At 65.0% G+C, this 20716-nt stretch carries 20 protein-coding genes; 6 read left to right on the forward strand and 14 right to left on the reverse strand.

Translation table 11 applies throughout. The annotated features are described in order from the left end of the window. Position 1: 1 nt before the first annotated feature. On the forward strand, positions 2 to 976 hold the full coding sequence (locus AC1DIO_RS01010; protein ID WP_113511054.1) for a KpsF/GutQ family sugar-phosphate isomerase: 975 nt from the start codon (positions 2 to 4) through the stop codon (positions 974 to 976). 4 nt (positions 977 to 980) lie between these two features. On the opposite strand, the gene AC1DIO_RS01015 is transcribed toward AC1DIO_RS01010, so the two are convergent. Then, the gene (locus tag AC1DIO_RS01015; protein WP_476853023.1) at positions 981 to 1847 is read right to left on the reverse strand and encodes a LysR family transcriptional regulator; all 867 of its coding nucleotides are present in this window, start codon (positions 1845 to 1847) and stop codon (positions 981 to 983) included. A gap of 121 nt (positions 1848 to 1968) precedes the next feature. Here AC1DIO_RS01015 and AC1DIO_RS01020 point away from each other — a divergent pair, with 121 nt between their 5' ends. After that, complete coding sequence (locus tag AC1DIO_RS01020) at positions 1969 to 2643, forward strand: FMN-dependent NADH-azoreductase (RefSeq protein ID WP_476853024.1); 675 nt, start codon at positions 1969 to 1971, stop codon at positions 2641 to 2643. Then, positions 2640 to 2966 carry a DMT family transporter gene (locus AC1DIO_RS01025; protein WP_441487902.1) on the forward strand — a complete coding sequence of 109 codons (327 nt, stop codon included), beginning with the start codon at positions 2640 to 2642 and terminating at the stop codon, positions 2964 to 2966. Before AC1DIO_RS01020 ends, AC1DIO_RS01025 begins: the two co-directional genes overlap by 4 nt. Positions 2967 to 2979: 13 nt before the next feature. On the opposite strand, the gene serA is transcribed toward AC1DIO_RS01025, so the two are convergent. From serA to AC1DIO_RS01045, 4 genes are all read right to left on the reverse strand, one after another. Next, positions 2980 to 4236 (reverse strand): phosphoglycerate dehydrogenase, encoded by a 1257-nt coding sequence (serA, locus tag AC1DIO_RS01030; RefSeq protein WP_476853025.1) that lies wholly within the window; start codon positions 4234 to 4236, stop codon positions 2980 to 2982. 97 nt (positions 4237 to 4333) lie between these two features. Continuing rightward, the gene (locus AC1DIO_RS01035) at positions 4334 to 4780 is read right to left on the reverse strand and encodes an NfeD family protein (RefSeq protein WP_476853026.1); all 447 of its coding nucleotides are present in this window, start codon (positions 4778 to 4780) and stop codon (positions 4334 to 4336) included. Between the two features lie 10 nt (positions 4781 to 4790). Further along, positions 4791 to 5771, reverse strand: a complete 981-nt coding sequence (locus AC1DIO_RS01040; RefSeq protein WP_441487899.1) for an SPFH domain-containing protein — start codon at positions 5769 to 5771, stop codon at positions 4791 to 4793. Between the two features lie 125 nt (positions 5772 to 5896). Then, positions 5897 to 6355, reverse strand: coding sequence for a MarR family winged helix-turn-helix transcriptional regulator (locus AC1DIO_RS01045; protein ID WP_441487898.1), 459 nt, complete (start codon positions 6353 to 6355; stop codon positions 5897 to 5899). A gap of 269 nt (positions 6356 to 6624) precedes the next feature. Here AC1DIO_RS01045 and AC1DIO_RS01050 point away from each other — a divergent pair, with 269 nt between their 5' ends. Beyond that, a complete protein-coding gene (locus AC1DIO_RS01050; protein WP_476853078.1) occupies positions 6625 to 7332 on the forward strand; it encodes an alpha/beta fold hydrolase in 708 nt (235 codons plus the stop codon). A gap of 49 nt (positions 7333 to 7381) precedes the next feature. On the opposite strand, the gene hemH is transcribed toward AC1DIO_RS01050, so the two are convergent. Then, positions 7382 to 8446, reverse strand: coding sequence for a ferrochelatase (gene hemH, locus AC1DIO_RS01055; RefSeq protein WP_476853027.1), 1065 nt, complete (start codon positions 8444 to 8446; stop codon positions 7382 to 7384). Positions 8447 to 8614: 168 nt separating this feature from the next. Here hemH and AC1DIO_RS01060 point away from each other — a divergent pair, with 168 nt between their 5' ends. Further along, positions 8615 to 10135, forward strand: coding sequence for a bifunctional metallophosphatase/5'-nucleotidase (locus tag AC1DIO_RS01060; RefSeq protein ID WP_476853028.1), 1521 nt, complete (start codon positions 8615 to 8617; stop codon positions 10133 to 10135). Further along, positions 10132 to 10833, forward strand: a complete 702-nt coding sequence (gene ung, locus AC1DIO_RS01065; RefSeq protein ID WP_476853029.1) for a uracil-DNA glycosylase — start codon at positions 10132 to 10134, stop codon at positions 10831 to 10833. Before AC1DIO_RS01060 ends, ung begins: the two co-directional genes overlap by 4 nt. A 144-nt stretch (positions 10834 to 10977) precedes the next feature. Here the strand turns inward: ung and AC1DIO_RS01070 are convergent, their stop codons facing one another. From AC1DIO_RS01070 to AC1DIO_RS01105, 8 genes are all read right to left on the reverse strand, one after another. After that, positions 10978 to 12210 carry a phenylacetate--CoA ligase family protein gene (locus tag AC1DIO_RS01070; RefSeq protein WP_476853030.1) on the reverse strand — a complete coding sequence of 411 codons (1233 nt, stop codon included), beginning with the start codon at positions 12208 to 12210 and terminating at the stop codon, positions 10978 to 10980. Positions 12211 to 12236: 26 nt separating this feature from the next. After that, positions 12237 to 12917: a zinc metallopeptidase gene (locus AC1DIO_RS01075; protein WP_476853031.1), complete on the reverse strand. Its 681-nt coding sequence runs from the start codon at positions 12915 to 12917 to the stop codon at positions 12237 to 12239. 24 nt (positions 12918 to 12941) lie between these two features. Next, on the reverse strand, positions 12942 to 13787 hold the full coding sequence (locus AC1DIO_RS01080; protein ID WP_476853032.1) for an ABC transporter ATP-binding protein: 846 nt from the start codon (positions 13785 to 13787) through the stop codon (positions 12942 to 12944). A 150-nt stretch (positions 13788 to 13937) separates the two neighbouring features. Further along, positions 13938 to 15269 (reverse strand): ABC transporter substrate-binding protein, encoded by a 1332-nt coding sequence (locus AC1DIO_RS01085; RefSeq protein WP_441487891.1) that lies wholly within the window; start codon positions 15267 to 15269, stop codon positions 13938 to 13940. Positions 15270 to 15387: 118 nt separating this feature from the next. Further along, on the reverse strand, positions 15388 to 16467 hold the full coding sequence (locus AC1DIO_RS01090; protein WP_441504324.1) for a branched-chain amino acid ABC transporter permease: 1080 nt from the start codon (positions 16465 to 16467) through the stop codon (positions 15388 to 15390). A 12-nt stretch (positions 16468 to 16479) separates the two neighbouring features. Continuing rightward, complete coding sequence (locus AC1DIO_RS01095; RefSeq protein ID WP_476853079.1) at positions 16480 to 17394, reverse strand: branched-chain amino acid ABC transporter permease; 915 nt, start codon at positions 17392 to 17394, stop codon at positions 16480 to 16482. Between the two features lie 340 nt (positions 17395 to 17734). Beyond that, entirely contained in the window at positions 17735 to 18553 is an 819-nt protein-coding gene (locus AC1DIO_RS01100; protein ID WP_441487889.1) for an ABC transporter ATP-binding protein, read from the reverse strand. Continuing rightward, positions 18550 to 20487 (reverse strand): AMP-dependent synthetase/ligase, encoded by a 1938-nt coding sequence (locus AC1DIO_RS01105; RefSeq protein WP_476853080.1) that lies wholly within the window; start codon positions 20485 to 20487, stop codon positions 18550 to 18552. Before AC1DIO_RS01105 ends, AC1DIO_RS01100 begins: the two co-directional genes overlap by 4 nt. Positions 20488 to 20716: the final 229 nt, after the last annotated feature.

Here is a 20716-nt window from a genome sequence, read left to right on the forward strand (position 1 = left end):
CATGACAGCCGATATCCGCGCCTCGGCGCTCCGCACCATCGCGACCGAGCGCACCGGGCTCGATACGCTTCACACCGCGCTCGCCAACGGCCTGGGCGAACCCTTTGCAGCCGCTGTGGAGTTGATCCGCGCTGCCGCCGGCCGTGTCGTCGTCACCGGCATGGGCAAATCGGGCCATGTCGGGCGTAAGCTCGCAGCGACCTTGGCTTCGACCGGGACCCCTGCCCTCTTCGTGCATCCGGCCGAAGCGAGCCATGGCGATCTCGGCATGGTCCAGCCGGAGGATGTCGTCATCGCCCTCTCCTGGTCCGGAGAGGCGGCGGAGCTGTCCGCCATCGTCGCCTATACCCGCCGTTTCCGCGTCGGCCTGATCGCGCTGACCGCCAATGCCGAGAGCGCGCTTGGCCGCGAGGCCGACATTGCCCTCGTGATCCCGAAGGCGGAAGAGGCCTGCCCGAACGGGCTCGCCCCCACGACCTCGACGACCATGCAGATCGCGCTCGGGGACGCGCTCGCGATTGCGCTGCTCGAGGCCCGTGGCTTTTCGCGCCAGGATTTCTTCGTCTACCACCCCGGCGGCAAGCTCGGCGCGCAGCTCAAGACGGTCGAGAGCATCATGCATCGTGGCGAGGGCCTGCCCCGCGTCGGCCTCGACACTGCGCTGCCGGATGTGATCGCGATGATCTCGGCCAAGGGTTTTGGCTGCGCAATTGTCACCGATCTCGACGGGCGCCTCGCCGGCATCGTCACCGATGGCGACCTGCGCCGCAAGCTCGGCTCCGGCGGGCCGAGCGCTTTGCGCGCCCGCGATGTGATGACCCCATCCCCGCGCCGCATCGCCCCCGATGCGCTGGCCGTCGAGGCACTCGAGATGGTCAACCGGTTGCGCATCACGGCATTGGTCGTCGCGGACGCTGAGGAACGTCCGGTCGGCCTCGTGCATGTGCATGACCTGCTGACGCTCGGCGTCGCCTGAACCGTCAGGCCAATCGCTCGCGCAATGCCTTCGCCGCGTGCCGGGTGAAGGCCCGGACCCGCGCCGCATGACGCAGATCGGGATGGGTCAAAACCCAGATCTCGGATGCAAGCTCGGGAACCGGCTCGCTCAGGCGAGCCAGTCCGAGCGATGGCTCGTCGCCGAGATAGCTCGGCAAAAGCGCATGAGCCCCTGATCGCGCCGCAACGGCCGCCGCGAAGAACGAATCCACGCTTGCACCGACACGCTCCGTCGGAACGTGATCACGCAGCCAGCGCGCCGCCGGGGCATGCATCAGGGCCGGCGCAAGGCCGATCCATCGCCGAGTCGCCAGAAGCTCGGTCATGTCTCGCACACCTCTGTCGTCATTCGCCGAATAGGCTGCAAAGCCGAAGCGCGCGGCCCGCTGCCCGACCAGGGCTTCCGGCGGAGCATGCGTCGGCCTGATGGCAACATCGGCCTCGTTGCGCGCCATATCGGCCATCGCATTGGAGAATTGCAGCTCAACCGACATCTGCGGATGCGCGTCCGCGAAGCTGAGCACGATCGGCGCGACGATATAGGCCAGCGTATCAGCCGTCGTGACCTTCAGCGTGCCGCGGAGGCGGTTGTCCCGGCCCGCGACCGCCCGGTTCAGTTCATCCAGCCGCTGCTCGATATCGCCCGCGCGCTGGATGATCTCCTCCGCCAGCACCGTCGGGACATAGCCGTCCACCCCGCGTTCGAAGAGCGGATTGCCAAGCCGACGCTCCAGCGCCTCGAGCCTGCGATAGGCCGTCGCCGGATGGGTCTGGAGCATCTCGGCCACCTGCTTCATCCGGCCGGCGCGCGCGATCGCGAGGATCAGGGCGAGATCATCATGGGTGAGCATCGTCGTCGCATTCTTGCGAAATCATTTCGCATATCAAGCATTTGAAGTCGCATCAGCGCAATCCACCTTTCATGCAGTCGCGCTCCCGCTTGGAGCGTCTACGTTACGAGGTTTGCGTCACATGACACGGCTGCTCTTCATCCAGGCTTCCCCGCGCAAGGCGGATTCGGCCTCGTCTTCCAGCGCGCAGCACTTCCTTGCCGCCCTCCAGGCAAGGCTGCCCACACTCTCGGTCGAGACGCTCGACCTCTGGGCCGCGGAGCTGCCGGAATTCGGCGGCGCCATGCTGGGGGCGAAATATGCCCGCCTCGCCAGGCGCGATCTCAACGCCCCGGAACAGGCGGCCTGGCGGGTCATCGAGGGAATGATCGCCCGTCTCGCCGGAGCCGATCTCGTGCTGATCGCGACGCCGATGTGGAATTTCGGTATCCCCTACAAGCTCAAGCACTGGATCGACCTCGTCACCCAGCCGGGGCTGAGCTTCTCCTTCGATCCTGCGACGGGATACACGCCGCTGCTGAGGTCGCGCCCGACGCTCGCCATCCTCGCAAGCGCTGGCGACTATAGCGAAGGGCCGAGCCGGGGTCGGCCCGATCTTGCGACGCCCTATCTCAAGGCAGCACTCGGCTTCATTGGCCTCAGCGACGCCATCGTGGTCGGCCAGGGGCCCACGATCGGTCCCGATCAGGAGGTCGCTGAAGGCCGCGCGCATGCGCATGCCCGTCTTGAAGAGATCGCCGCCAGCTTTGCAGTCGCGGTGGGAATTGGCACGGAACGGCTCACGAGTGCGTCATGACAACGGGCTGGGCCTGGATCGCCCTCGTCGTCTCCGGCATCGTCGATGTCGCCTGGGCGCTCAGCATGAAGAAGGCCGACGGCTTTCGCGACCTGCACTGGGCGCTTGTCTCGGTGCTGCTTCTGGTCGTCTTCGTCGTGCTTCTGATCAAGGCGCTGGACGTGCTGCCGCTCGGCACGGCCTATGCGGTCTGGACAGGCATCGGCGCGCTCGGCTCGGTGCTCGTCGGCATCCTCGTCTTCGGCGAGCCGGCCACGATCGCCCGTCTCTTCTGGATCGCGCTGGTGCTCGTCGGCATCGTCGGGCTGAAGACGACGGCGTGAGCGGGTTACCCGCTCACTGCCTCTCGTAGAGCAACCGCGCCCGGATCGTGCCGTCGAGCGCCCTGATCTCGGCCAGGATGGCGTCCGCATCGGCACCGATGCGGTCGGCCTCCATCACGACATAGCCGATCTCGCCATCGGTCTGGTAGTTCTGGGCGGAGATATTGACCTCGCGCCGGGCGAAGATGTCGTTCAGCCGCCGCAGCATGCCGGGCTCGTTGCGCTGGACATGGATGAAGCGCGTCCCGATCGGACGCGGCGCCAGTTGCACCTGCGGGAAGTTCACCGCGCCGACAGTCGAACCGATATCGGAATAATCGACCAGCTTGCGCGCCACCTCGGCACCGATGCGCTCCTGTGCCTCCTCCGTCGAGCCTCCGACATGCGGCGTCAGGATGACATTGGGCAGGCCCTGCAGCGGCGAGACGAAGCGCTCGCTGTTCGAGGCAGGCTCCTTCGGGAACACATCGACGGCGGCCCCCGCAAGATGGCCGCTGCCCAGCGCCTCGGCCAGCGCATCGAGATCGACGACGGTGCCGCGCGAATTGTTGATGAGATAGCTGCCCTTGCGCATCGCGGCGATCTCGGCCTTGCCGATCATGCCATGGGTCGCGGGCGTCTCCGGCACATGCAGCGAGACCACGTCGCAGGAGGCGAGCAAGTGCTTCAGGCTGTCGACGGGTTCGGTATTGCCGTGACGCAGCCGGTCGGTGTGGTCGAAATAGAGCACCCGCATGCCCATCGCCTCGGCCAGTGTCGAGAGCTGGCTGCCGATATTGCCGTAGCCGATGATCCCGAGCGTCTTGCCGCGCACCTCGAAGCTGCCATTGGCCGACTTGTCCCAGCCGCCGTCATGCGCCGAACGCGACCGGTCGGGGATGCGCCGCAGCAGCATGACGATCTCGCCAATGGTGAGCTCGGCGACGCTGCGGGTATTCGAGAACGGCGCATTGAAAACGGGGACGCCACGCGCGCGGGCGGCCTGCAGGTCGACCTGATTGGTTCCAACCGAGAAGCAGCCGACGGCAAAGAGGCGGCTTGCGCGCTCGAAAACGTCGGCCGTGAGCTGCGAACGCGAACGGATGCCGAGCACATGCACCTTCTCGACAGCCTTGAGTAGCTCATCGTGATCGAGTGCCTTGGGCAGGCGGATCATGTTGGTGTAACCGGCCTGGACCATCAGATCGGCAGCGGAATCATTGATGCCTTCGAGCAGCAGGACACGGATCCGGTCCTTTGGCAGCGACAGGCGTTCGGTCTGGTCTGGCATGGTGCGCTTCGCTTGCGGCGGGAGTTCCCTATAGACCCCGCGCATCGATATGGGCAGCCCGATTTCGCATCAGCGAGATGAACTGGCGGCGCAACGTTCAGGCTTTCTCGACCACCAGCGTCGCACCGTCGACGCGCACGACCCGCACTTCGGAGCCAGCCAGCAGATCGGGCCCGGTGATTCGCCAGGAGGAATCGCCGACGCGGATGCGGCCCTCGCCACCGGTCATGGTGGCATCGAGCCTGAAGACCTTGCCGATCAGCTGCCGCCCGCGGTCGTTCAGACCCTGCGCCGCATCCGGTTCATCCGACTTGCGCCGGGTCAGGGCCCGGCCCGCAAGGACACTGGCGACCGACAAAGCCGCGAAGATCAGCGCCGCGCCTTGCCAGCCCACCCCGGTCAGCCCAACCACGAGCCCGGTCAGCAGCGCAGCAAGGCCGAGCCAGATCAGGAAGACACCGGGTGCCAGCAACTCGCCGCCAATCAGGACGAGGCCGATCCCGACCCAGCCCCAGCCCCCGATCGATCCAAACCAGTCCAGCATCGTCGTACCCTCAGGCGCTCGTCCGGCCGGAGGCGGGAACCGAGCCGGTGCGGCGCGCCTCGATCGCGTCCTCGCCAAAAACCGCGCGCGTGAGCTGTGCGATGCCGCCGACCGTGCCGGCCAGCGCCGCTGCTTCGATCGGCACGATCACCACCTTGCTGTTTGGCGCGCTGGCGATGGCCTTGAGCGCATCGGTATAGCGCTCGGCGATCAGGAAATTCGCGGCCTGGATATCACCACGGCTGATCGCCTCGCTGACCATGGCTGTCGCTGCCGCTTCGGCCTGGGCCAGCCGTTCGCGTGCCTCGGCATCGCGCAACGCCGCTTCCTTGCGGCCCTCGGCTGCAAGGATCTGCGATTGCTTCTGCCCTTCCGCCTTGAGGATCTCGGCCTGCCGCAGGCCTTCCGCCTCCAGCACCGCCGCGCGCTTCTCACGCTCGGCCTTCATCTGCCGGTTCATCGCGCCGGCGATATCCGCGGGCGGCAGGATGTCCCGGATCTCGATGCGGGTGACCTTGACGCCCCAGGGCGAAGCCGCGGCATCCATGACCCGCAGCAACCGCTCGTTGATCTCGTCGCGATGCGACAGCAACTGGTCGAGATCCATTGAGCCGACGACGGTGCGGATATTGGTCATGGTCAGCACCATCAGGGCCTGATCGAGCGACGAAACCTCATAGCAGGCCTTGGCTGCGTCGAGCACCTGATAGAAGGCGGCAGCGTCGATCCGGACGCCGGCATTGTCCTTGGTGATCGCCTCCTGGCTCGGAATGTCGAGCACCTGCTCCATGACATTCACCTTGTGGCCGACCCGGTCGATATAGGGCACGATCAGGCCGAGGCCCGCCCCGAGCGTACGCGAATAGCGGCCGAAGCGTTCGATCGTATAATTATAGCCCTGCGGAACGGTGCGAACCCCCAGCGCGATCGTCAGGATGACGAGCAGCACCAGAATCACGACAACGATGTCGAAACTGAAGATCTGATTCATTTGGCTCCGCCAGTCCGCCGGTCACGCTCTGGAGTTTCATGCTCCAGCGTTCAAAAGGGGCCCGAGGCCCCGATGCACGCAACCTGACGATTGCGACGACCATGTGCAAGCGGGGGCTGCATCGCTCAGCCTTCCAAGGCCTTTGAGACCCGCCGCATCAACTCGCCGACCATCGCGCATTCATCGTCGCTGAGCACGAGCATCATCGCCTCGATGCGCTGGACATGGATCGCCATCGCCTTGCGCGTCAGCACCTCGCCTTCCGGCGTCAGCCAGAGCCGGCGCACGCGGCGGTCAGCCTCGTCGCCACGACGCTCGATCAGCTCGCGCCGCTCCAGCTCCGGCAGCAGCATGCTCATCGCGCTGCGGCCGACGAGCAGCTTCTCCGCCAGCGCCTGCTGGGTCAGGCCCGGCACATGGAAGACATTCGCAAGAACGTCATAATGCGCGAGCTGAATGCCGAGCGGCGCAAGCGCCTCGCTGAACACCTTCTTCCAGAGCGCGTGCACGCGCGCGACCGCGATCCAGTTATGGAAGCGCGGCAGTTCCCAGGGCAGCACCTGCCTGTCCTCAGGCTGAGCCATGTCGGAGTTCGCCGAAATCGGCTCTTGCTTTTTGTTCATGGTTGAACATATTTGTTCAGCATTGAACGAACTAGAGGTCGCACCATGGCCGGTTCAGCACTCCGTATCATTCGACCGCTCATCCGCCTCTCCAGCTTCGTTGCGCCGAAGACGGCCGGGCAGCCTTCAAGGCCTTTTGTACGCCGCCACGGCGGCAACAGGGAACCGCGAAACGAAAGGCGGCCACAAAAGCCGCATCCGAACGGCTGGCCGGCGCGACACGCCACGCCATTCCCTACCCCTGTGGCTCGGTCACCGCCTATCTCTTCGAGCCGAAGGGGCAGAAGCCGTCCGGTTCCCCTTCGCCGTCCGTGATCCTCCTGCATGGCTGGACCAGCGAGGCGGCCTTCATGACCGCCTTCGTCGCGCCGCTGACCGCGGCCGGCTTCCGTGTCGTCGCCTATGATCTGCCCGCCCATGGCGACTCGACGGGCAGCGAGCTCAATATTCCGCTCGGTGTCGCCAGCCTCGCTGCCGTCGCGCGCGCCTTCGCACCGGTCCACGCCATCGTGACTCATTCCTTCGGTGGAGCGATCGCCATGGCTGCGCTCGCCCGCACCGTACCGGGGCAGCCGGCCGTCACGGCGAACCGGCTGGCGCTGATCGCCGCCCCCTCCTCGATCACCGAGATCACCCGCCAGTTCGGCACGACGATCGGTCTCGGCCGGCGCGGCCAGGCGGCGCTGGAACGACGCATCCATGTCGTTGCCGGCAACCCGGTCGAGGCCTTCGAGGGTCGTGACCAGCTCGCAGCGATCGCCAAGCCGACGCTGGTGATCCATTGCCGCGACGATCGGGAACTGGGTTTTCACCATGCCGAGGCCTTGGCCGCAGCCGGGCCCGGCGTCACGCTCGAGCCCGTGAAGGGGCTCGGCCACCGCCGCATCCTGCAGGCGAAGGCAGTGGTCGAAAGCGTCAGCCGGTTCGTGGCCGGTTAGGCTTCTGCGGTGCGGCCGCAACGGCTGCCGCAGCCGGTGCGCGAAATCGCTACACCCAGCCCATCAGCTCGCGGCGCACGACGGCCTCGAGCACCCTGATCCCCTCGTCGGAATCGTTCAGGCACGGTAAATAGGCGAACTGCTTGCCGCCATTGTGCAGGAAGATCTCGCGGTTCTCGACATCGAGCTCTTCCAGGGTTTCCAGGCAGTCCGCCGAGAAGCCCGGCGCAACGATGGCGAGCGATTTCGTGCCTGCTTCGGCCAGCGCCTTCACGGTCTCGTCGGTATAGGGCTGCAGCCACTCATCCGGCCCGAAGCGTGACTGGAAGGTCAGGCGGAAGCGCTCTTCCGGCAGGCCGAGTTCGTCGCGCAGCAGCCGCCAGGTCTTGACGCACTGGCAGTAATAAGGATCGCCCTTGAGCAGATATTCCTTCGGCATGCCGTGGAACGAGCAGAGGATCACGTCCGGGTCGAAATCGAGCTTGGCGAGCGAGGCGCGCATCGAGGCGGCAAGCGCCGCGATATAGACGGGATCGTCATGGTAGGGCGGCGCGACCCTGACCGCGGGCTGCCAGCGCATCTGCATCAGCGCCCTAAAAGCCTGATCGCAGGCGGTTGCCGAGGTCGGCGCCGCATATTGCGGATAGAGCGGCACCATCAGGATGCGGTCGCAACCCTGGTCCTGCAGCGCCTTCAACCGGCTTTTCACATCGGGAAAGCCGTAACGCATCGCCCAGTCGAAGACGATGCGCTCGCCGGCATAGGATTTCAGCCGCTCCGCGAGCTGCTCGGTCTGCGAGCGCGTGATCGTCTTCAGCGGCCCCTCATCGCGCTCCTTGTTCCAGATCGAGGCATAGTCCTTGCCCTTCCGGCCCGGCCGCGTCGTCAGGATGATGAGGTTGAGCAGCGGCCACCAGACCCAGCGCGAGGTCTCGATCACCCTCCGGTCGGACAGGAATTCCTTGAGATAGGCCCGCATCGGCCAGTAACCCGGGCCTTCCGGGGTACCGAGATTCATCAGCAGCACGCCGATGCGCGAGCCACGCAACGGCCGATGGTCGGAGGGCAGCTTCACGGGGAGTGGGCCGGCGGCGGGCTTGGTCTTGACTGTCATCGATCCCGGACTTTCGTTTCTTCGTGATTTAGACGAGTTAGAGCATTCGTCCAGCCGCGAAGGCCCGGGGTGCGACATCGGCACCCCTGCATAATCGGCTAACCGTTTCCGCTGGTCAGCGGCACGCGGTTTGCTAATCTGGAATTCTTCTCAACAGGGCCTTGCTCCATGACCAAGCTGACCCGTCGCCGCGCTCTCGGCGTCCTTGCCGCCCCGGCCGCGCTTGCCGCCACCGCGCCGGTTGCCAGGGCGCAAGCTCCGGCCCCTGCCTTCACGCTGCTGCTGCTCAACGACATCTACAAGATGAGCGACGACAAGGGCCGCGGCGGCTTCGCCCGTGCCTCGGGTATCGCCAAGGCCGAACGGGCTCGCGGCGTGCCGGTGCTCTTCTGCCACGCGGGCGACTGCTACTCCCCCTCCCTGATGTCGGGCTTCGACCAGGGCGCCCATATCGTCACGATGCAGAACAAGATGGGCATCGACGTCTTCGTGCCCGGCAACCACGAGTTCGACTTCGGCAAGGACAATTACCTCAAGCTCACCGCCGCCCAGACCTACCCGACCTTTGCCGCGAACCTGCGTGACGCCGCCGGCAACGCGCTGCCCGGCCACAAAGACTCGCAGATCTTCGAGCTTGGCGGCCTCAAGGTCGGCGTCATCGGCACGACCTATGATCCGACGCCGCAGCTCTCCAATCCCGGCGACCTGAAATTCTCCTCGACCATGGAGGCCTTGCGGCGCGAGGCGCGGGCGTTGAAGTCGCAGGGCGCCGATATCCTCGTCGGTGTCGTCCATGCCGACCGCGCCACGGATTTGACGATCGTGCGCTCGCGTGTCGTCGACATCCTGCTCACCGGGCACGACCATGATCTCGCCATCGCCTATGACGGCAAGGTCGTGATGGTGGAATCGAACGAGGAGGGCAATTACGTCACCGCCATCGATATCGCCGCGAAGGTGACCGGCGAGGGCGCCAATCGCCGTGTCGAGTGGACGCCGACATTTCGCGTCAACGATTCCCGCGCTGCGACGCCCGATCCGGAGGTTGCCGCGATCGTCAAGGGCTACGAGAGCGAGCTGTCGAAGGAACTCGACATCGAAATCGCGACGCTCACCGCCCCGCTCGATTCCCGCACCAGCATGATCCGCACGCAGGAAACCGCGATCGGCAACCTGATCGCCGATGCGATCCGCGCTGCAACCGGCGCCCAACTCGCCATCACCAATGCCGGCGGCATCCGAGCCAACAAGCAATACGCCGCTGGCCACAAGGTCACCCGGCGCGACGTGCTGAGCGAGCTGCCCTTCGGCAACGCCACCGTGATGGTCGAGATTACCGGCAAGGACGTGAAGGACGCGATCGAGAACGGGCTGAGGGACGCACCGCAAGGCGCGGGGCGTTTCCCTGTGGTCTCGGGTCTCAGCTTCGAGGCCGATCTCAAGCAGCCGCAGGGCTCGCGCGTCACAGCTGTCACCGTCGACGGCAAACCGATCGAGCCCACCGGCAAGTACACGGTCGCCTCCAACAATTTCATGCTGGAAGGCGGCGATGGCTACACTGCGCTCGGCCGCGGCCGGACGTTGCTCGGCCTGACCGACGGCAAGCTCATGGCGAACGAGGTCATGGTCTATCTGCGCCGACTCGGCACCGTCGACGCAAAGGTCGAGGGACGAGCCGTCCTGAAGTGAGCGGTTATGCGGCGGCGCTGACGCGCTTTCTGGCAAGTCGGGCAAGCAAGGACTGGCGCGAACTCGCTGTCTTCCGTCCTGGAGGCGCTGCAGAGCGGGCGGCCGCGGCTGCCGATGCCGAGCGCGCGGCCGGGCATGTCGTGGCGCCCGCACCTGAACGGCTGCTCGCAGCCCTGGCGGAAACGCCATTCGAGACAGTGCGGGCATTCGTGCTCGGCCAGGACCCCTATCCGACACCCGGCCATGCCAATGGCCTTGCCTTCTCCTATGTCGGCCCGCCGCCTCTGCCGCGTTCGCTGGTCAATATCTACAAGGAGCGGACGGAGGATCTCGGACAGGCCGCACCGGTGAGCGGCGACCTGTCATCCTGGGCCTCGCAGGGTGTGCTGTTGCTCAACACGGCCCTGACGGTGCGCGAAGGCGCGAGCAAGGCGGGCTCGCATCTCTCGCTCGGCTGGGGGGCGGTGACGGACGGGATCATCACCGCCGTCTCTACCTCGCGCCCGCATGTCGTTTTCCTGCTCTGGGGTGCTCCGGCCCAGGCCAAGCGCGGCCTGATCGACGAGCGCCGGCACCACGTGATCGCCAGCGCGCATCCATCGCCGCTTTCGGCACGGCGAGGCTTCTTCGGGTCGAAGCCGTTCAGCCGGGCGAATGAATGGCTGGTCGCGAAGGGCGAGGCGCCGATCGCCTGGTGACGGGCGCGACGCCGTTGGATCGCTTCAACCTCCCGAGCCGACCGGCATGGCTGCGGGAAGCGGAGCACAGCCTATCCTGCACGCAGACACTGGAAGCACGGACCGTCGCGTCGGCGGACGGGGATCGTGGACCCGGCGCCATTCCTATCCCACCGGCCGCTCGTCAGCGATGACCTTCCCGTCATTGGGCAATGCCCCGAGCGGCAGGATCTCCACCGCTCCCTTGAGCTTTGTCACCTGCTGCAGGGTCGAGGACATCGCATCGACAAGTCCGGCGGGCTCGGCATAGATCTCGGCCTTGAGCGTCATCGTGTCGAGCTCGTCGGCGCGGCCGATGACCAGCCTGAGCTTGGCGATCTCCGCGTGCCGCCTGGCGATCTCGGCGACCTGCTCTGGCCGCACGAACATGCCCTTGATTTTGGCGGTCTGGTCGGCGCGCCCCATCCAGCCCTTGATGCGCGTATTGCTCCGGCCGCACGCGCTCGCGCCCGGCAGCACAGCCGTGAGATCCCCGACGGCCAGCCTGATCTGCGGGTGATGCGGATCGAGATTGGTGACGACGATCTCGCCAACCTCGCCTTCGGCCACAGGATCGCCCGTACCCGGCCGCACGATCTCGACGATCAGGTTCTCGTTCAGAAGCATGCCTTCGCGCGCCGACGTCTCATAGGCGATGACGCCGATATCGGCGGTGGCATAGAGCTGATAGGCATCGATGCCGCGCTCCTTGACCCAAGCCTGCAGCGAGGGCGGGAAGGCAGCCCCCGACACCACCGCGCGCTTGATGCAGGAGATATCGACGCCACGCGCCTCGGCGGCCTCGATCAGGATCTTCAGGAAATCCGGCGTGCCGGCATAGGCCTGCGGCCGATAGGCCGAGATCACCTCCATCTGCTGCTCGGTATTGCCCGGGCCGGCCGGTATCACGGCGCATCCAAGCGCACGTGCGGCCGAATCCATGATGAATCCGCCCGGCGTCAGGTGATAGCTGAAAGTATTGATGACGATATCGCCGCGACGGAAACCGGCCGCAAAGAGCCCGCGCGCCGCACCCCAGGGATCAACTCCCGTGCCCTCGGGCTCGAAAATCGGGCCGGGCGAGGTGAACAACCGGCCAAAGGACCCAGGCGATGCCGGCACGAAACCGCCGAAGGGCGGGGTGCCCCTGTGCAGTGCCGGCAGGTCGGCCTTGCGGAGCACCGGCAGCCGCGACAGCGCATTGCGATCGGTGATCCCTGCCGTGTTGAGCCCCGTCAGCCGCTCGGCATAGGCAGGCGCGGATAAGGCAGCCTCGAGCACGGGCCTCAGCCTCGCGAAGAGATCGGCCTCGCGCGCGTCGGAAGTGCGGATTTCGAGATCGTCGAGATGATCGCTCATCGCTTTTGTCCTTGCGGAGCTTTGGCTCAGCGGATGATGCGCAGGATGCGCAGGAAATTGAGGAGACCGACGAGGGCGCCGGCCACATAGGTAAAGGCGGCCGCCCTCAGCACGCCGCGCGCTGCCGGTAAGTCGCGCCCGTCGAGATAGCCGTCTCTGGACAGGATCGGCAGCGCCTTGCCGAAGCTCGCGTCGAACTCCAGCGGCAGCGTCACGAGATGCACGACAAGACCGACGCCGAGCATTGCGATGGCGATGCCGGCCTGCATCAGTCCGATCGCAGGAACATGGGTGACGGCCATCACCAGAGGCGCAGTGAGCAGGATCGCCATCGCGACCTTGTCAAAGATGCCGAGGAAGCGCGCGAGCGCCGTACGCCAGGCAAAGAGCGAGCTGCCTTGCGCGTGCTGGATGGCATGCCCGACCTCATGCGCCGCCACTGCGACGGCCGTGATCGAGCGCCCATCGTGATTGTCAGGCGAGAGCCTGACCGCACGCGCACCGGGGTCATAGTGATCGCCCGCCGCGGAGGCCTCGACCGTGACGGCATCAAGCGAGAATCGATCAAGCAGGTGCCGGGCGAGTTCGCCTCCGGTTCCCGGCAGATCCGGCCGGGCGGCCGCATGCTTGCGCATCTGGCCGCGCACCCAGGCCTGCGGCCCGAAGATCAGCGCGATCAGCAGCACTGCGAGCACGAGATAGAGCATCCGACCGCTTCCGCCTTGTCCGGATCACGAAAGCCAGCGCTTGCGGCGCTTGTAGCTCTTGACGTCGCGGAACGATTTCTTGTCGCCCTCGGCCACGCCCAGATAGAACTCCTTCACGTCCTCGTTTTCGCGCAACATCTGCGCCTCGCCGTCCATGACGACACGGCCCGTCTCCATGATGTAGCCATAGGTTGCGTAGCGCAGCGCCATGTTGGTGTTCTGCTCGGCGACGAGGAAGGAAACGCCGTCCTCCGCATTGAGGCGACGGACGATCTCKAAGATCTCCTCGACGATCTGGGGCGCGAGCCCCATCGACGGCTCATCGAGCAGGATCATCTTGGGCTTCGACATCATGGCGCGGCCGACCGCGCACATCTGCTGCTCGCCACCCGAGGTATAGCCGGCCTGCGAGTTGCGCCGCTGCTTCAGGCGCGGGAACAGCTCATAGATCTTCTCGAGGTCGCGCTTGATCGCGGCATTGCCGTCGCGCCGGGTGAAGGCGCCGGTCAGCAGGTTCTCCTCGATCGAGAGATGGCCGAAGCAATGGCGGCCTTCCATGACCTGGATGCAGCCGCGCCGGACGAGTTCGTTCGGCGACATCCGATCGACCCGCTCGCCATCGAACACGATCGAGCCCTTGGTGACCTCGCCGCGCTCGGCCTTGAGCAGGTTCGAGATCGCCTTCAGCGTCGTCGTCTTGCCCGCGCCATTGGCGCCGAGGATTGCGACAATGCCCTTGCGCGGCACCTGCAGGGAGACGCCCTTGAGCACCAGGATGACGTGATCATAGATCACCTCGATATTGTTCAGCGACAGGATGGTGTCCGTCGCAGCGGCGGGGGCGGGCTTCTCGAGGGTGGCGGTCGACATTGCGTGCTCCTTCCCTCTCCTTGTGGGGAGAAGGTGATCCGGCACAGCCGGATCGGATGAGTGAAGGACGGACGAGGTCAGGCGCTGCCGCACTCGTCCGTCTGCTTCGCAGGTGCCTCCTCCCCCGGAGGGGAGAAGGCTGAGCTCACATCAGGACGACTTCTCGCAGGACTCGGTCCGCTTCGGCCAGCCGGCGTTCTTCTCGGCATAGTCCTTGGCGGCGGCCTCGATCAGCGGACGCACCTCGTCCTTCAGCGGCTCGATCCAGTCCGAACCCTTGGTCCACTTGGTGCCGTCCCATTCGGCGACATACATCTTGCTATGGCCGGAATGGTCGCTGCAGGAGATCGTCGACGGGGTGCCGAAACCCTCCATGCCGATTTCCTTCAGGCGGGCCTCGGTGATGTTGAGGCCCTCGAGACCACGGCGCATGTCCTCGGCATTGACCACCTTCTTGCCGGTGAGCTTCTGCGCGTTGCGGATCGCCTCGACCACGAGCATCGAGTTGTAGACGCCGCGGTTATAGAGGTTCTCGCCGACCTTCTCCTTCGGCGCCAGGCTCTTACCCTTCTCCACGACATGTTTGATGATGTCCTGGATGACCGGGAAATTGGTGCCCGCCGCATTGAAGTTGAGCGACTTGTAGCCCTTTGCCTCGGCCCCGCCGGCCCGCGCATCATCGTCGCCGCCGGCCCACCAGACGCCGACCAGCTTGTTGATCGGGAAGCCGTTCTTGATGGCCTCCTTCACGGCCGTCGGGTTCATCGCGCCCCAGCCCTGGTTGTAGAGGTAGTCCGGGCGGTCACGCCGGATCGAGAGCCAGAGCGAGCCCTGGTTCTGCATGTCGGCTGCAGCGACCGGATACAGCTTGAGCTCGAAGCCGTATTTCTTGGCGAGGTTCTCAAGAACCGGGATCGGCTCCTTGCCGAAGGGCGCATCCAGATGGATCAGGCCGAGCTTCTTGCCCTTGAGCTTGTCCATGCCGCCGAACTCATTGGCCATGTGCTTGACCATGACCGAGGCGCCATCCCAATAGGTGAAGGGCGGGATGAAAACCCAGGGGAAGGTCGAGCCTTCGGCCGAAGCAGACAGGCCATAGGCCATCGACAGGATCGGGATCTTGTCGATATGGGCACGCGGGATCGCAGCCAGCGTCGCGCCGGTCGACCACGGGCTGTAGACGATCGTGTTCTTCGACTTCGCCTGCTCGTAGCACTCGATCGACTTCTTGGTGTCGTAGCCGGTCTCGCATTCCTCATAGATGACCTTGACGCCGTTCACGCCGCCGTCGCGCTCGTTGATCATCGCGATATAGTCGCGCATGCCGTCGCCGATCGGGATGCCGGAGCCCGAGAACGGTCCGGTGCGATAGGCATTGTTGGCGAAATAGACGCTGTCCTGCGCCGCCACCGGAGCGATCACCGCTCCCGCCGCGAGCAGCGCGCCGAGCGCCGCGCCCTTCATCAAACCAGTCTTCTTCATCTGTTCCCTCCGTGGTTGCATCGGGCGACCTTTTCACGGCCTGCCCGTTGTCTCCTGCCCTCCGCTTGACGATGGCGGCGGGTCGTATTCTTGGGCCCTCCCGGCCGAGGCACGCGCCTCAATAGGGGAAGGGCCACGTCCGCAACTTCTGCTTCGTGATCTGCCAGAGCCGCGCCAGGCCATGCGGCTCGACGATCAGGAAGATGATGATCAGGGCGCCGACCAGCATGAAGGTGACATGCTCGGCCGCCGCGCCCGAGAGCGGCACGCCGAGCGCCGGCAGGCCGAATTTGAGGATGGTCGGCAGGCTCGCGATGAAAGCCGCGCCGAAGAAGGAGCCGATCAGCGAGCCCAGGCCCCCGATGATCACCATGAACAGAATGTTGAATGACAGGCGGATGTTGAAGACGTCCGCGGCTTCGCCGCCGCCATACCAGAGGAAGATCATCATCGCGCCGGCGACGCCGGCATAGAAGGACGACACTGCGAAGGCGAGCAGCTTGGCGTTCAGCAGCTTGATACCCATCAGTTCGGCCGCGATATCCATGTCGCGCACCGCCATCCAGGAGCGGCCGAGCCTGCCGTGCACGAGGTTCGAGGCGAACCAGGTCAGGACGACGACAAGACCGAGGCAGACGAAGTAGCGCGTTTCCGCCGAGGCCGAGGCACCCGTGACCGGCACGCCGAACAGGCTGCGCAGCGGCACCTCGATGGCCCCAGACGCATTGTAGTTGAACAGCCACGGCACGCGCACGAAGGCCCATTGCAGGAAGAACTGCGCGGCAAGCGTCGCGACCGCGAGATAGAAGCCCTTGATGCGCAGTGAGGGCAGCCCAAACAGCACGCCGATCGCGGCCGAAAACAGGCCGGAGACCAGGATCAGGACGATGATGTTCACGCCTGGAAAGAGGGTCGTCAGCTTGTAGCAGGCATAGGCGCCCACACCCATGAAGGCAGCCGTGCCGAGCGAGATCAGCCCGGTATAGCCCGTGAGGATGTTGAGCCCGATCGCCGCTAGTGAGAAAACCAGGAACGGAATCATCACCGTCGCGATGAAGAAATCGTTGCCGATCAACGGGATGCCGATGAAGGCGATGGCGAGGATGACCGCAATGCCGATCCGGTCCTGACGGAGCGGGAACACGGCCATGTCGGCGGCATAGGTGCTCTTGTATTGGCCGGCTTCGCGATAGAACACGGTTTCAGCCCTTCAAATTMGTTCGATGATCTTGTCGCCGAACAGGCCCTGCGGCCGGAACAGCAGGAAGCCGAGCGCGATGAAATAGGCGAGCCAGCTCTCGATGCCGCCGCCGATCAGCGGCCCCCAGTAGAACTCGCCGAGCTTCTCGCCGATGCCGATGATCAGCCCGCCGACAATGGCGCCCGGGATCGAGGTGAAGCCGCCGAGGATCAGCACCGGCAGCGCTTTCAGCGCCACGATCTCCAGCGCGAAGGACACGTCCGAACGCGCCCCCCACATGATGCCGGTGATCAGTGCGACAATGCCGGCGGTGAACCAGACGATGACCCAGATCTGGTTCAGCGAGATACCGACCGAGAGCGCCGCCTTGTGGCTGTCGGCGACCGCACGCAGCGCCCGGCCGATGCGGGTGTATTGGAAGAACACGGCCAGCGCCGCGATCATGATCGAGGCGATGATCGCGGCCGCGATATCGATCTTCTGGAAGGAGACGAAGCCGCCGAGGATCTTCGCGTCGATCGCCCCCTTCGGCAGGTAGAGTTCGCTCGTGATCATCTGCTTCGGGTTGCCGCCGAAGACGGCCTCGCCGAACCCGATCAGGAAATAGGTGATGCCGAAAGTCGCCATGAACAGGATGATGTCGGGCTGGTTGACCAGCGGACGCAGCACCACCCGCTCGATGGTGAAGGCGAGCAGGAACATCACGCCGAGCGTCAGGATGACGGCCAGGAACGCCGGTACGCCCTTCTCATGCAGGCCGACCAGCGTTAGCGCCGCAAAGACGACCATGATGCCCTGGGCGAAGTTGAAGACGCCCGATGCCTTGAAGATCAGCACGAAGCCGAGCGCGATCAGCGCATAGAGCACGCCCGAAACGAGCCCTTCCCAGATCGTCTGAACCAGCAGGTCCGGAGCCGAAACCATTTGCTGGAACGGGTCGATCAACACCTTGTGCAGCGTGCCGGAGGAATCGAGCTGTGCACCGACGATCGCGGCAAGGATGATGCCCACAAGAATGAGGCCGGTCTTGATCCAGCCATTGCTGAGCAGGTTGGGCGCAGGCCGCGCAGCGACTTCGCTCATGGCTGGATGTCCTTGGTTGGCGATCGCGTCATGGCCGTCTCCAGATCCGGGCAAGGCCGACAGGCCCCGCGCACAGGACGGCGACGCTCGGGGTCGCAAGTGGAAGCTTCGATGATCCCGACATCAGCTGGCATCCCCTTCGAACTCCGCGTCTCGGATCCGTGCAGCATTGATGCCTCCCTCAATGCGCCACGCCGAGATAGGCATCGATTACCTTCTGATCCTGTTTGACCTCGTCGGGAGTGCCGTCGGCGATCTTGCGGCCGTATTCGAGCACGACGACACGGTCGGACAGGTCCATGACCACGCCCATGTCGTGCTCGATCAGCGCGATCGTCGTGCCGAACTGGTTGTTCACGTCGAGGATGAAGCGGCACATGTCCTCCTTCTCCTCGAGGTTCATGCCGGCCATCGGCTCGTCGAGCAGCAGGAGTTCCGGCTCCATCGCCAGCGCGCGGCCCAACTCGACACGCTTCTGCAGCCCGTAGGGCAGCTTGCCGACCGGCAGCTTGCGGATGTGCTCGATCTGCAGGAAGTCGATGATGTCCTCGACCACCTTGCGGTGCTCGATCTCCTCGGCCATCGCCGGCCCCTGTCGCAAGGCCTGCCAGAAGAAGCCGCGCCGCATCTTCAGCGTGCGCCCGGTCATGATGTTGTCGAGCGTCGACATGCCCTTGAACAGCGCGACGTTCTGGAAGGTCCGCGCGATGCCGGCCGCAGCCGCCTGATGCGGCTTCATCCTGGTGCGGCGCACGCCCTTGTAGGTGATCTGGCCTTCCTGCGGATGATAGAAACCATTGATGCAATTCAGCATCGAGGTCTTGCCGGCCCCGTTGGGGCCGATGATGGCGCGCACCTCGCCCTTGCGGATGTCGAAGGAGACGCCGGAGATGGCCTTCACGCCGCCGAAGCGCAGCGAGACATTCTCGACCGAGAGCAGGATCTCGCCCTTCTTGGCGGGGATCGGCGTGCCGGTGACGTTCATGGGTTCCGCATTCATGCTGCCCTCGCCGCGCCAGGTCGCTCGGGCGCCGTTGCCGGGTAGGTCTTGGCGTCACGCACCTTGACCCGTGCGGAAATCACGCCCTTGCGGCCATCCTCGAAGGTGACTTCGGTAGAAATGTCGGCCTCACTCGAGCCGTCATAGAGCGCGTTCACCAGGGGCGCGTAGCGTTCGGCGATGAAGCCGCGCCGGACCTTCTGAGTCCGCGTCAGCTCGCMATCGTCGGCGTCGAGTTCCTTGTGCAGGATCAGGAAGCGCTTGACCTGGGCTCCGCCCATCGCCGGCTCGGACGCCAGCGACTTGTTCACCTCGTCGATATGTTTGGCGATCATGCCGTAGACGAGATCGTGGCCGGCCAGTTCCTGATAGGAGGCATAGACGACGTTGTTGCGCTCGGCCCAGTTGCCGACGGCCGTCAGGTCGATATTGAGCGCAACCGTCGCGTAGTCGCGGCCTTGGCCGAAAGCGACCGCCTCCTTGATGTTCGGATAGAACTTGAGCTTGTTCTCGATGTATTTCGGCGGGAACAGCTCGCCGGAATTGAGCTTCCCGACATCCTTGGCCCGGTCGATGATTTTGAGATGGCCGGTCTCGTCGAAGAAACCGGCATCGCCGGAACGGACATAACCATCCGCGGTCATCGTCTCTGCCGTCTTCTCCGGATCCTTGTAATAGCCGCCGAAGATGGAGGGCGACCGGTAGAGGACCTCGCCATTCTCATCGAGTTTGATCTCGACCAGCGGCGCCGGGCGGCCGACGGTGTCGGCCCGGATTTCGCCATTGGGCTGCATGGTGATGTAGACCCCGGCCTCGGTCTGGCCGTAGAGCTGCTTCAGGTTGACGCCGATMGACCGGTAGAAGCGGAAGATCTCGGGGCCGATCGCCTCGCCGGCGGTGTAGCCGACCTTGATGCTGGTCAGGCCGAAACGATTGCGCAGCGGAGCGTAGATCAACGCGTCGCCGAGCTTGTAGAGCAGCCGCGCTCCGAGCGGGACCGGTTCGCCGTTCAGGATCTTCTCACCATGCTTCTTCGCCACGCCGAGGAAGAAATGGAACATCTTGCGCATCAACGGCCCGGCATCCTCCATGCGCACCATGGTGATGGTCAGCATGTTCTCGAAGACCCGCGGCGGCGCGAAAGCGTAGGTCGTGCCGACCTCGCGGCGATCATCGATCACCGTCTCCGGCCCTTCCGGGCAGTTGACGCAGAAGCCGGCGACGATCGCCTGCGCATAGGAGAAGACGTGGTCGCCGACMCAGGCGATCGGCAGATAGGCGATGACCTCGTCTTCCTCGTTCAGCCCGTCGAACTGGCAGCCGATCTCGGCCGCCGTGATGACGTTGTAATGGCTGAGCATCACGCCCTTGGGGCGGCCGGTGGTACCCGAGGTGTAGAGGATGACAGCGAGGTCCGAGCCGGTCCCGGCCTCCATCTCGCGGTCGAGCCCGGCCGACGCTGCTGAATTCGCCTTCAGGGCCTTGGCCCCGGCCTCGATCACGCGACCAATGTCGTGCAGCTTGGCATGGTCGTAATCACGCAGGCCACGCGACTCGTCGTAGAGCATGTTCCTCAGGCGCGGCAGGCGGTCGGCGATCGAGAGCACCTTGTCGACCTGCTCCTGATCCTGGACGCAGGCGAAGACCGCCTCGGCATGGTCGAGCACATAGGCCATCTCGTCAGCGACGGAATCGGCATAGACTGGCACCGGAATGGCGCCGAGCCACTGCGCCGCGCACATCGACCAGTAGAGGCGTGGCCGGTTGTAGCCGATGATCGCGACCTTCTCGCCGCGCTTGAGACCGAGTTCCTGCAATCCCTTGGCATAGGCACGAACCTGCTCGGCCATCTCGGCCCAGTTCCAGGATTGCCAGATGCCGAGATCCTTGTGCCGGTATGCCGTGCGGCTGCCGCGCTCACGCGCATTGCGCATCAGCAATTTCGGAAAGGTATCCGCCTGGCCGGCGGTTGCGCTTGCCACGGTTGCGTTCTCCCTGTCCGGCCGCCGTACATTGCAGCAGCCTTCTTTCCGGGCCGGTTCCGACCTCTTTGTTCATGCAAGCCTTGCAGGCCCGACACATCTTCGCAAGGAGGCACTTGACAGACAACTTGTTATTTGGTCCCTATTGTCCCGCCGAAGTGTGCGAGAGCGTGAATCCTTG

The organism is Allobosea sp. 05T439, assembly GCF_056396005.1.

Bases quoted from the DNA above. Each gene is read 5' to 3' on its own strand.
- AC1DIO_RS01060 (WP_476853028.1), top strand. From the start codon at position 8,615: ATGACCAAGCTGACCCGTCGCCGCGCTCTCGGCGTCCTTGCCGCCCCG.
- AC1DIO_RS01020 (WP_476853024.1), top strand. From the start codon at position 1,969: ATGACACGGCTGCTCTTCATCCAGGCTTCCCCGCGCAAGGCGGATTCG.
- AC1DIO_RS01035 (WP_476853026.1), bottom strand. From the start codon at position 4,780: ATGCTGGACTGGTTTGGATCGATCGGGGGCTGGGGCTGGGTCGGGATC.
- AC1DIO_RS01100 (WP_441487889.1), bottom strand. From the start codon at position 18,553: ATGAATGCGGAACCCATGAACGTCACCGGCACGCCGATCCCCGCCAAG.
- AC1DIO_RS01010 (WP_113511054.1), top strand. From the start codon at position 2: ATGACAGCCGATATCCGCGCCTCGGCGCTCCGCACCATCGCGACCGAG.
- AC1DIO_RS01085 (WP_441487891.1), bottom strand. From the start codon at position 15,269: ATGAAGAAGACTGGTTTGATGAAGGGCGCGGCGCTCGGCGCGCTGCTC.
- hemH (WP_476853027.1), bottom strand. From the start codon at position 8,446: ATGACAGTCAAGACCAAGCCCGCCGCCGGCCCACTCCCCGTGAAGCTG.
- AC1DIO_RS01025 (WP_441487902.1), top strand. From the start codon at position 2,640: ATGACAACGGGCTGGGCCTGGATCGCCCTCGTCGTCTCCGGCATCGTC.
- AC1DIO_RS01040 (WP_441487899.1), bottom strand. From the start codon at position 5,771: ATGAATCAGATCTTCAGTTTCGACATCGTTGTCGTGATTCTGGTGCTG.
- serA (WP_476853025.1), bottom strand. From the start codon at position 4,236: ATGCCAGACCAGACCGAACGCCTGTCGCTGCCAAAGGACCGGATCCGT.
- AC1DIO_RS01045 (WP_441487898.1), bottom strand. From the start codon at position 6,355: ATGGCTCAGCCTGAGGACAGGCAGGTGCTGCCCTGGGAACTGCCGCGC.
- AC1DIO_RS01075 (WP_476853031.1), bottom strand. From the start codon at position 12,917: ATGCTCTATCTCGTGCTCGCAGTGCTGCTGATCGCGCTGATCTTCGGG.
- AC1DIO_RS01015 (WP_476853023.1), bottom strand. From the start codon at position 1,847: ATGCTCACCCATGATGATCTCGCCCTGATCCTCGCGATCGCGCGCGCC.
- AC1DIO_RS01070 (WP_476853030.1), bottom strand. From the start codon at position 12,210: ATGAGCGATCATCTCGACGATCTCGAAATCCGCACTTCCGACGCGCGC.